The following is an 8,981-nucleotide window of genomic DNA, read 5'->3' as shown; positions in this document are numbered from 1 at the left end:
GCAATGCGTCCCTCTGCATTTAAAAACGATACGATTATTATGCAAAACCGTACTTAGTCCCTTAAAATCTGAGGTTTGCCAGAGGTAGAAGTTAAGCACAGTCTATCCAACTAAATGAAGGCTAAAAATATATCCAAAACTCCATAAAAGTAACCTTAAAGACACAGCAGTGATATTTCCTGGGAAAGACGTAACTACACTGCTGCCTCTTTAAGATTATAAGAATTGAAAGCCTACAGTCCACGCAGACGGTCTGGTAGTGAGACAGAAGCTTGCCAAGACTTAGGAGCGTGGAGCAGTTATATAGGAGTTTGAACAAAACGGTTATGAACAGTTCTTTGACCCGACCCCTTGCTGTCGTGACGGGTGCCTCAAACGGTATTGGCTACGAACTTGCCAAACAGTTTGCTCAAAACGGCTTTGACCTTCTAGTTACAGCCACCGGATCGAGTATCAACGAAGCTGCTGAAGCTTTCAAGAATCTAGGTGCTCAGGTTGAGACGGTACAGGCTGATCTCGCTAACTATGACGGTGTTGAGACGCTCTATAACCAAATTAAAGCAACTGGGCGACCAGTGGATGCGATCGCCATCAACGCGGGTGTCGGTGTGAGCGGCGACTTCGCTCGTGAAACCGACCTGAAGGACGAACTCAATCTGATCAATCTGAACGTTGTGTCATCTGTCCATCTTGCCAAACGAGTAGTAAAGGATATGGTTGAGCTTGGCAAGGGTCGAATCCTTTTCACATCGTCGATTGCCGCCCTGATGCCCGGCCCGTTCGAGACAGTTTACGCCGCCTCTAAGGCGTTTGTGCATTCTTTTTCAGAGGGGCTACGCAGTGAGTTGAAGGATACAGGTGTTACCGTCACCGCACTCATGCCCGGGCCGACCGATACCAATTTCTTCCACCGTGCGGATATGGACGACACCAAGGTAGGCGCGGATGAAAAGGACGATCCGGCTGAGGTCGCCAAGCAGGGTTTTGAAGCCTTGATGGCAGGTAAGGATGAGATCATCGCAGGTTCACTGAAGACGAAGCTTCTGGGCACAGTCAGCAAGGTCTTACCTGATACCGTAAGTGCTGAACTGCATCGCAAGCTTAGTGAGCCAGGGTCAGCCAACTAGTAATTTACACGTAATCAAGCGAATATGCTCAGTTGACACTCTTTTGAAATGGAGGGCGTTGGCGCAGCCCGCCGTAGGCATCGCCTGGGCTAAGGGCATCAGCGAAGCTAATCGCGCAGTCGGCAATCTCATACATTTAGGCTGGTTCTGAGGAATCAGAGTCGTAACGGAGGATTCATGCAAATTCATCATCTCAATTGCGGCTGCATGTGCCCGATTGGCGGGGCCCTCTTCGATGGCTTCAGTCGGGGGCCGACGGCTCACCTCGTCTGCCACTGTCTGCTTGTGGAGACAGAGCAGGGACTTGTTCTAATTGATACTGGCTTTGGACTGCGCGATATCAAGTCGCCTTACTCCCGCCTCAGCCCGTTCTTCATTCATTTCAATGGCATCCAGTTTGATAAAAAATACACGGCACTCGATCAAGTTGAGCGGCTGGGATTTTCGGCGCGAGATGTGCGTCATATTGTGCTTACTCACCTCGATTTCGATCATGCCGGTGGTCTGGAAGATTTTCCGGAAGCAACTGTGCATGTAATGCAGACTGAGATTGAAACCGCGCAGGATCGGCACGGCTTTATCGCCAAAAGGCGCTATCGTCCAGAACAGTGGGACGAGGTTAAGCACTGGAAGTATTATTCGGCGGGAGGCGAACCTTGGTTCGGCTTTGAAGCAGTACGTGACCTCGACGGACTACCGCCGGAGATTCTCTTTATCCCGCTTGTAGGTCACACGCGGGGTCATGCTGGTATCGCCATCGATACACCAGAGGGTTGGCTTTTGCACGCAGGTGATGCCTACTTTTATCGGCACGAAATGGACTCAGCCAAAAGACGCTGCACGCCAGGTTTGCGTGCTTACCAATGGATGATGGAGGTGGATCGTCAGGCTCGGTTGCTCAATCAAGATCGGCTACACGCATTATCGAGCAATCGCAATAAAAACGTGCGCCTGTTCTGTAGTCACGATGCTTTGGAGTTCAAAGCGTTCGCTGACCAATCTAGCGGCTCTCAAAACTAGAAATTTCATCATTTATTTACGAAGCCTGTGCCAGTAAGACCGATGTCCAAACCAGAACTGATTCATACTGCTGACTTTTTAAGCAAATCCTAGCCCGATTTAGGAGATATTACTTATGGTTATTCAGTTAGAGAAATTGCCTACGGATGAGTCACTAGGCATACTGGAACCAGTTACTCACTTCGACGGTGCAATGCCAACCGGTGTAACGGTATCTCATCAAGGACGGATCTTCGTCAATTTTCCCAAGTGGGGTGATGAGGTGGCGTTTACGGTAGCTGAGATCCGGGAGGGTCGCCCTGTGGCTTATCCAAATGAAGCGATCAATCGCACCAATCCAAACGACCTGGCTTCGACGCTTGTATCTGTACAGAGTGTTGTCGTTGATCCCGTCGATCGCTTGTGGATTCTCGACACTGGCAGTCCAATGTTCCAGCCAACGCAGTATGGCGGCCCAAAGCTGGTTTGTGTGGATTTGGCAAGCGATCGCGTCATCAAGACAATTCTCTTTCCCCAGGATGTTGCTCTGCCAACGACTTATCTCAACGATATCCGCTTTGACTTGCGGCGCGGTGTCGAGGGTGTAGCATTCATCACAGATTCCTCTGACCAAGGGGCGAACGGAATTATTGTAGTGGATTTAGCATCGGGCGAGAGTTGGCGCAAACTTCACGATCACCCATCAACCAAGGCGGAGGAGCCAACCAGCTTTCTGCCAATCGTTGAGGGTCGTCCGTTTATGGAGCGTCAGCCGGATGGCAAAACCAAGCCACTCAAAATGGGGGCAGATGGGATTGCAATTAGCGCTGATGGGTCACGCCTCTACTACTGTCCACTCGCCAGCCGACGGCTCTACAGTGTTGCTACTGACGCACTAGTGGATCGCTCAATAGATGATAGCGCCGTTGCAGCAACCGTAACTGATGAAGGAGACAAAGGCGGCGGTGCAGACGGACTCGAATCGGATGCGGCAGGATATATTTACGCGACAAATTACGAACACCAGGCAATCCTTCGCCGCCGTTCCGGTGGAGAGTGGGAAACGGTAGTGCACGATCCGCATCTTATGTGGACAGATACGCTCTCGGTTGCAGCAGATGGGTATCTTTACATTACGGCAAACCAGTTGCATCGTCAGGCGAAATACCAAAAAGGAAAAGACCTGCGGCAGAAGCCTTATACCCTATTTTGCATCCGCATTGACGCTCAACCAGTTCTGCTGCGGTGAACACGGCTTAACCAAAAGGTAATTGGCAAAAGTCTTGGTAGACGTATCTTACTATTAATAAACAACTTAACTTGAGGAAATTTCAACAAATGAAAGCAGTTTGCTGGCAAGGTACTAACAATGTCCAAGTCGATACAGTACCCGATCCCAAAATTATTAATCCGCGTGATGCTATTGTTAAAATCACCTCAACGGCGATTTGTGGTTCTGATTTACATCTTTATAATGGCTACAACCCGACGATGCAAAAGGGCGACATCCTGGGTCATGAATTCATGGGGGAAGTCGTTGAGTTGGGCAAGGCTGTCAAGAATGTAAATATAGGCGATCGCGTTGTCGTCCCCTTTACGATTTCCTGCGGCTCGTGTTTCTTCTGTAATCGAGATTTATGGTCGCTGTGCGATAACTCCAATCCCAACGCTTGGATGGCAGAAAAAATGCTGGGTCATTCCCCATCTGGTCTTTTCGGCTACTCCCATCTCACAGGCGGCTACGCAGGAGGTCAAGCCGAATATGCCCGCGTTCCCTTTGCCGATGTTGGTTTGTTCAAGATTCCCGATGGATTGACAGACGAACAGGTTTTGTTTCTGACTGATATCTACCCCACCGGATACATGGCTGCGGAAAACTGTGATATCCAGCCTGGAGATACGGTTGCGATCTGGGGCTGTGGCCCTGTAGGGCAATTTGCGATTAGAAGCGCCTTTCTTCTAGGTGCAGAGCGGGTGATTGCCATTGATCGCGTTCCCGAACGCCTCCAGATGGCAAAAGCCGGTGGGGCGGAAATCCTCAACTATGAAGAAGTCGAGGTAGGTGAAGCCCTGAAAGAAATGACGGGTGGACGCGGCCCCGACTCAGTAATGGATGCGGTGGGTATGGAAGCTCACGGTTTGGGTTTGGAAGGCTTTTATGACAAGGCAAAGCAAGCAGTGCGTCTAGAGACCGATCGCCCCAATGTGTTGCGTCAAGCGATCGTTGCCTGCCGTAAAGGCGGCACTGTGTCCGTTCCCGGTGTTTACACTGGTTTTGTAGACAAGATACCTATGGGGGCTTTCATGAATAAAGGCTTGACGATGAAAACTGGACAAACACACGTTCATCGGTACTTGCGTCCGTTGCTCGATCACGTTCAAAATGGCGATATCGATCCATCATTCGTGATTACTCATCGTCTGCCGCTAGATCAAGCACCGCACGGCTACCAAATTTTCAAGGACAAGCAGGACAACTGTATCAAAATCGTACTCAAGCCAGGTCAGTCCACTTAAAACCTTTTGATGCGCCCACGGCTTAAAGCCGTGGGATTCATGCGTAGAACTGCATGAGTTGCGTCAAGCAACCCCTATCTACTCGACTCAGGTCTAACCCTAGTACGCCACGGTGTAAATAGAGCAACCATTTAAAATTCCTAAAAAGACCATTCCATAATACTTTTGACTTTTGACTTTTTATTTTTGACTTCCGCCTTGCAGTACTAGTCTTGTGCTTACTTTTAATTGCTGTAATCCTAGTGTCAAGCTACAGCGTTGGTATCCAAATATGGGCATCTTAAAACCGCCAGTTATTAAATAAAAATCTATATCTATAAGTAGATGTGGTACTTTACAGTCTTATGAACATTAAAAGACCATATCAAATTCAATTTCATCTATGACCATAAAGCCTTGGGATGCTCAACTTGCTCACTGGCTAGTTAGACCTCTAAAAGACAGTTGGGTAAGCCCCAATCATCTCACCACAGTGAGACTTGTAACTGGTTTGGCGGCTACTGTGGCGATCGCAGTTGGCGATACTATTTGGGTTAACGTTGGGGCATGGCTATTTGCTTTATCCAACTTTCTAGACCACACAGACGGTGAATTAGCTCGTTTGAGTGGGAAAAGCAGCAAATGGGGACATCAATATGACCTCGCTAGTGACGCTATCATCCACATTCTTTTATTTGTGTGTATTGGATATGGTATTAGGGAAGGAAAATTTGGTTGGTGGGCGTTGGTGATGGGGATAGTATCTGGGGTGTCTGTTGCTTGCATCTTTCATTTACGAAACCAAATGGAACAGCGTTTAGGTAAAGATGCCAGTCGTCAACCAAATTTCGCCGGGTTTGACATTGAAGACGTACTGTATTTGTTTCCCATAGTTACCTTACTAAATGGACTAGAACCGTTATTAATCGCGGCAACAATTGGTGCGCCAACCTTTGCAGTATGGGTAATTTGGCAATTTTGGAAACTCCCGCAGCCTGAATCAAACTAATATAACGGGGCATTGGGTAGAAAGCTGATAAAACAGGCTTTTTAGGTTATTGAATGCATAATCAAATTTTGCGATCGCACTTCAATAAAGATGTTACCAAGTTTAGGATGAAAGTATAATCAGTGTAGGTAATGAGGAATAAAATTACACTCAAGGTATAAGAAAAACAAATCCATACAGCCTGAAAACCGTTTGATAGTTTTACTATCAGTTAGAACTGAGGTAGTTCCAGTCATAACCAAACCAGATATTCTTCTAGCTTAAGGGAAGAGGATTTGACTTGTTTCTTCCATCCAGAACTGAAGCGAGCGCCTCCGTAAACAGCTTCTGTCACTTTCCAAGAGGGCAATCTCTAGAAGCTTTATCAGTGAATCAATACAATCTATCCTATTACAAAAACTTAGTTATTGTATTTGTTATTAGAAAAAAATCTTGCGATCGCTTCGTATACAAAAGCTCTAGAATTCAGAAATGGCAAAATTTTTTGGAGAGTGACACAAGAAGGTTAGAGGTTGTTTGAAAAGTGTTTCGCTGTGATTTTGGACGCGTTTAGATCCCTCCACTATCCCCCTTTTTAAGGGGGGAACCGGAATCAAAGTCCCCTTATAAAAGGGGAGCTATAACGTTTTGCTAGCAACAACAAGACTTTTCAAACATCCTCTAAGAGTAATCAAAAAATTGGAGGTACTTTGTGAAAGTTAGCGATCGCACTTATGGACTATTAAAATCGCTCAATAGCTGGGATATTTTTATTGCTGGGGTGGCGGTAGTTGTAGCTGCCAGCACTCTCATCAGCGATATAACAGGTTACTTCACATTTGGAATTGGGTTTGCGATCGCCATAGCGCTTGCGTTTATCGTTAATTTGTTTCTGGGAATGTCAGCGGCCGATCTAAGCGTTGCTTATCCTCGATGGGGGGACTGTACGATTATGCCAAAGAAATCTTTGGCGGTCGGTTCGGGAAATTCCTCGGTGTATTTCTCGGCTTGACTTTCTTTGGAACGATCGCTTTTGCAGCATCAGGAGAAACGGCAGCAGGAGCTTTCGGCTTACGCGCTCTATTTCATTCCGATCTGCACATCAACTTCTTTATCATTGCTATCAGTCTACTAGGAGTTGTTCCCAACATTTTTGGACTGAAAACGGCTTCTTGGATTAATGGGATTCTGCTGGTTTTGATGGTGGGCATTCGATGGCTGTTCGGAATCGTCGGCTTCCTGGGGATAGGCGCAACCGGAACTTGGTCTTTTGCAAACCTCGCTCAAGGAGCCTCTCTAGATTGGTTCGGGAAAGGAGGCATTGTCACAGGCGGGATAGCGCTTGCATTTTGGACTTTTGTGGGAATTGAATTTGTCTGTTCCCTCGCTGAAGAAGTGCATCAGCCTCGAAAAGCTTTGCCTAGAGGAATAGTTCTGGGTCTGCTCGCGATTTTAGTCACTTCGTTAGTGATGGGCTTCGGGATCGCAGGCACTCAATCACTGTCTACTTGGCAAGCATTAATAACGAGGAAGCAGCTTGTGCTGGGAGTTGTCCTCAATTGGCAGTGGGCAAGGCAATGCTTGGGGAGGCGGGCTATACTCTGATGGCACTGGCAACTGTAACGGCAACCTGGGGAACCTTAGTTGTTTCTTATTCAACAATGCCGCGGATTATTTACAGCATTGCTCGCGATGGTAGTTTCTTTGGCGCTTTGTCTAATCCTTTTAGTAAACTCCATCCTAAATACGGCACTCCAGGATAGCGACTCTCTTTACCTTATTTGTTTACAGTGTACCTGCACTCCGTAGTGGAGAAGTTGTGAAGTGGGTCTATTCAGCGGCTTATGTTTGGGCGATTCTTTACGTCGTGTATCATCTGCTAGCACTATTTAATCGCAGACTAAAACCTGAGACTTCCCAAGCCTTCTCTGGCTTGTGGTTCCAACCAATGGCTGTCGCAGGAATTGTGCTGACGATACTCAGCATCTATTATGCATTTCTTGGAAGTCATGCAGAGTTTGGTGGACGCGCTTTGTTAGTTATCTTGGTGGCGCTAGGATCTGCTGTTTTCTCTTTCGCAATATCGCCGCAATCAAGAACTTGAGTAGGCAGGTTACAGTAACTTAACCACCTTTACCTTGTTGCGAAGTATCTGCTTAGAATCCCCGCCATTTTTAATGCGGGGAGCAGTTAGCCCCTTCGGGGAAGTCAAAAGTCAAAAGTCAAAAGTCAAACATTTTGAACCCCATAAATAAATTTCGGGGCTTGTACCTTTTTCTTTCTGGTCAGATTATCTGTTTTTACAGTTTGAGGAATGACTTCTGTGGTAGAAATGCAAATAGTTTTGCGAATTTTTCTTTCGCGTTTTTATCGATCGACAGTTATCGCACCTGTGACGATCGCTGCTAGCCTATTGACTGTTACACATGCTCAAGCCGTAGAGCAATCGACTCTGCCTTTGAGCGAAATCAATGCAACAGAACTCAGCTTAGAATTACAGTCCCAAAACCAGCCAAATTATGCTGCTGTTAAAAAAGCAGACGCGATGGCACAAGTTACATCTGTCTCTCAACTTTCAGATGTTCGCCCCACTGACTGGGCATTTCAAGCGCTACAGTCGCTTGTCGAAAGGTATGGTTGTATTGCTGGTTATCCTGACAGAACCTATCGTGGCGATCGCGCTTTGACCCGATATGAGTTTGCCGCCGGATTGAATGCTTGTCTTGATCGCATTAACGAACTGATTGCATCTGCAACTGCGGATCTCGTCAAGAAAGAAGATTTAGCAACACTCCAAAAGTTGCAATCAGAGTTTGCAACAGAATTAGCAACGCTTCGGGGTCGAGTTGATGCCATTGAAACTCGAACCTCTACGCTAGAGCAGCAGCAGTTTTCTACAACGACTAAGCTGACTGGAGAAGCGATATTTGCTGTTGCTACTGCTTTTCAAAAAGGGAATGATGCTAACAATACTGTCTTTCAAGATCGAATTCGGCTCTATCTCAATACCAGATTTTACAGGCAAGGATTTGTTTTTGATCCGATTAGCAGCTGGCAATGCCAATAATTTCAATTTCGATGTTCCTGGCACGCCAGGTGGTAGCGATTTCCAGGGACTACAACAATTTAGTGTTGGGAATACAGGTAGTAATTCGCTTTATGTGGATTGGATTGGCTACTATTTGCCTTTAGGCGACAAAGCGACACTGTACATCGCCCCATTTGGAGGCTCACATTTCGATTATGCTCCGACCCTCAATCCGTTTTTGGATGGTGGACTCAATGAAATAGGCGTTCTTTCATTATTTGCACAGCGAAATCCCATTTATGCGATCGGGGGTGGGTCTGGGCTGGGACTGACGTACAATATC

The 8,981-nt window shown here is 46.8% G+C and carries 10 protein-coding genes and 1 pseudogene; all 11 read left to right on the top strand.

Annotation, left to right across the window (positions count from 1 at the left end; all coding sequences use genetic code 11):
• Window positions 1-326: 326 nt before the first annotated feature.
• Window positions 327-1,127: an SDR family NAD(P)-dependent oxidoreductase gene (locus tag ACFE93_RS20630; protein WP_375475719.1), complete on the top strand. Its 801-nt coding sequence runs from the start codon at window positions 327-329 to the stop codon at window positions 1,125-1,127.
• 177 nt (window positions 1,128-1,304) lie between these two features.
• Window positions 1,305-2,147, top strand: a complete 843-nt coding sequence (locus ACFE93_RS20625; RefSeq protein WP_375475717.1) for an MBL fold metallo-hydrolase — start codon at window positions 1,305-1,307, stop codon at window positions 2,145-2,147.
• A 115-nt stretch (window positions 2,148-2,262) separates the two neighbouring features.
• Window positions 2,263-3,375, top strand: coding sequence for an L-dopachrome tautomerase-related protein (locus tag ACFE93_RS20620; RefSeq protein ID WP_375475715.1), 1,113 nt, complete (start codon window positions 2,263-2,265; stop codon window positions 3,373-3,375).
• 89 nt (window positions 3,376-3,464) lie between these two features.
• On the top strand, window positions 3,465-4,643 hold the full coding sequence (locus ACFE93_RS20615; protein WP_375475713.1) for a zinc-dependent alcohol dehydrogenase: 1,179 nt from the start codon (window positions 3,465-3,467) through the stop codon (window positions 4,641-4,643).
• 382 nt (window positions 4,644-5,025) lie between these two features.
• On the top strand, window positions 5,026-5,631 hold the full coding sequence (locus ACFE93_RS20610; RefSeq protein ID WP_375475711.1) for a CDP-alcohol phosphatidyltransferase family protein: 606 nt from the start codon (window positions 5,026-5,028) through the stop codon (window positions 5,629-5,631).
• A 691-nt stretch (window positions 5,632-6,322) separates the two neighbouring features.
• Window positions 6,323-6,622 (top strand): hypothetical protein, encoded by a 300-nt coding sequence (locus tag ACFE93_RS20605; protein ID WP_375475709.1) that lies wholly within the window; start codon window positions 6,323-6,325, stop codon window positions 6,620-6,622.
• Entirely contained in the window at window positions 6,544-7,215 is a 672-nt protein-coding gene (locus tag ACFE93_RS20600) for a hypothetical protein (protein ID WP_375475707.1), read from the top strand. The genes ACFE93_RS20605 and ACFE93_RS20600 overlap by 79 nt, the downstream gene beginning before the upstream one ends.
• Entirely contained in the window at window positions 7,215-7,373 is a 159-nt protein-coding gene (locus ACFE93_RS20595; protein ID WP_375475705.1) for a hypothetical protein, read from the top strand. Before ACFE93_RS20600 ends, ACFE93_RS20595 begins: the two co-directional genes overlap by 1 nt.
• A 56-nt stretch (window positions 7,374-7,429) precedes the next feature.
• Window positions 7,430-7,714, top strand: a complete 285-nt coding sequence (locus ACFE93_RS20590) for a hypothetical protein (protein WP_375475703.1) — start codon at window positions 7,430-7,432, stop codon at window positions 7,712-7,714.
• 210 nt (window positions 7,715-7,924) lie between these two features.
• The gene (locus ACFE93_RS20585) at window positions 7,925-8,677 is read left to right on the top strand and encodes an iron uptake porin (protein ID WP_375475701.1); all 753 of its coding nucleotides are present in this window, start codon (window positions 7,925-7,927) and stop codon (window positions 8,675-8,677) included.
• A pseudogene (locus ACFE93_RS20580) lies at window positions 8,646-8,981 on the top strand (hypothetical protein); the annotation flags it as partial. The gene ACFE93_RS20585 and the pseudogene ACFE93_RS20580, both read left to right, overlap by 32 nt.

It is taken from the genome of uncultured Nostoc sp., assembly GCF_964247315.1.
Classification (GTDB): Bacteria; Cyanobacteriota; Cyanobacteriia; order Cyanobacteriales; family Nostocaceae; genus Nostoc.
This window is presented reverse-complemented; position numbering and strand designations above follow the sequence as displayed.

Bases quoted from the DNA above. Each gene is read 5' to 3' on its own strand.
- ACFE93_RS20630 (WP_375475719.1), top strand. From the start codon at position 327: ATGAACAGTTCTTTGACCCGACCCCTTGCTGTCGTGACGGGTGCCTCA.
- ACFE93_RS20625 (WP_375475717.1), top strand. From the start codon at position 1,305: ATGCAAATTCATCATCTCAATTGCGGCTGCATGTGCCCGATTGGCGGG.
- ACFE93_RS20620 (WP_375475715.1), top strand. From the start codon at position 2,263: ATGGTTATTCAGTTAGAGAAATTGCCTACGGATGAGTCACTAGGCATA.
- ACFE93_RS20615 (WP_375475713.1), top strand. From the start codon at position 3,465: ATGAAAGCAGTTTGCTGGCAAGGTACTAACAATGTCCAAGTCGATACA.
- ACFE93_RS20610 (WP_375475711.1), top strand. From the start codon at position 5,026: ATGACCATAAAGCCTTGGGATGCTCAACTTGCTCACTGGCTAGTTAGA.
- ACFE93_RS20600 (WP_375475707.1), top strand. From the start codon at position 6,544: ATGGGGGGACTGTACGATTATGCCAAAGAAATCTTTGGCGGTCGGTTC.
- ACFE93_RS20595 (WP_375475705.1), top strand. From the start codon at position 7,215: ATGGCACTGGCAACTGTAACGGCAACCTGGGGAACCTTAGTTGTTTCT.
- ACFE93_RS20585 (WP_375475701.1), top strand. From the start codon at position 7,925: ATGACTTCTGTGGTAGAAATGCAAATAGTTTTGCGAATTTTTCTTTCG.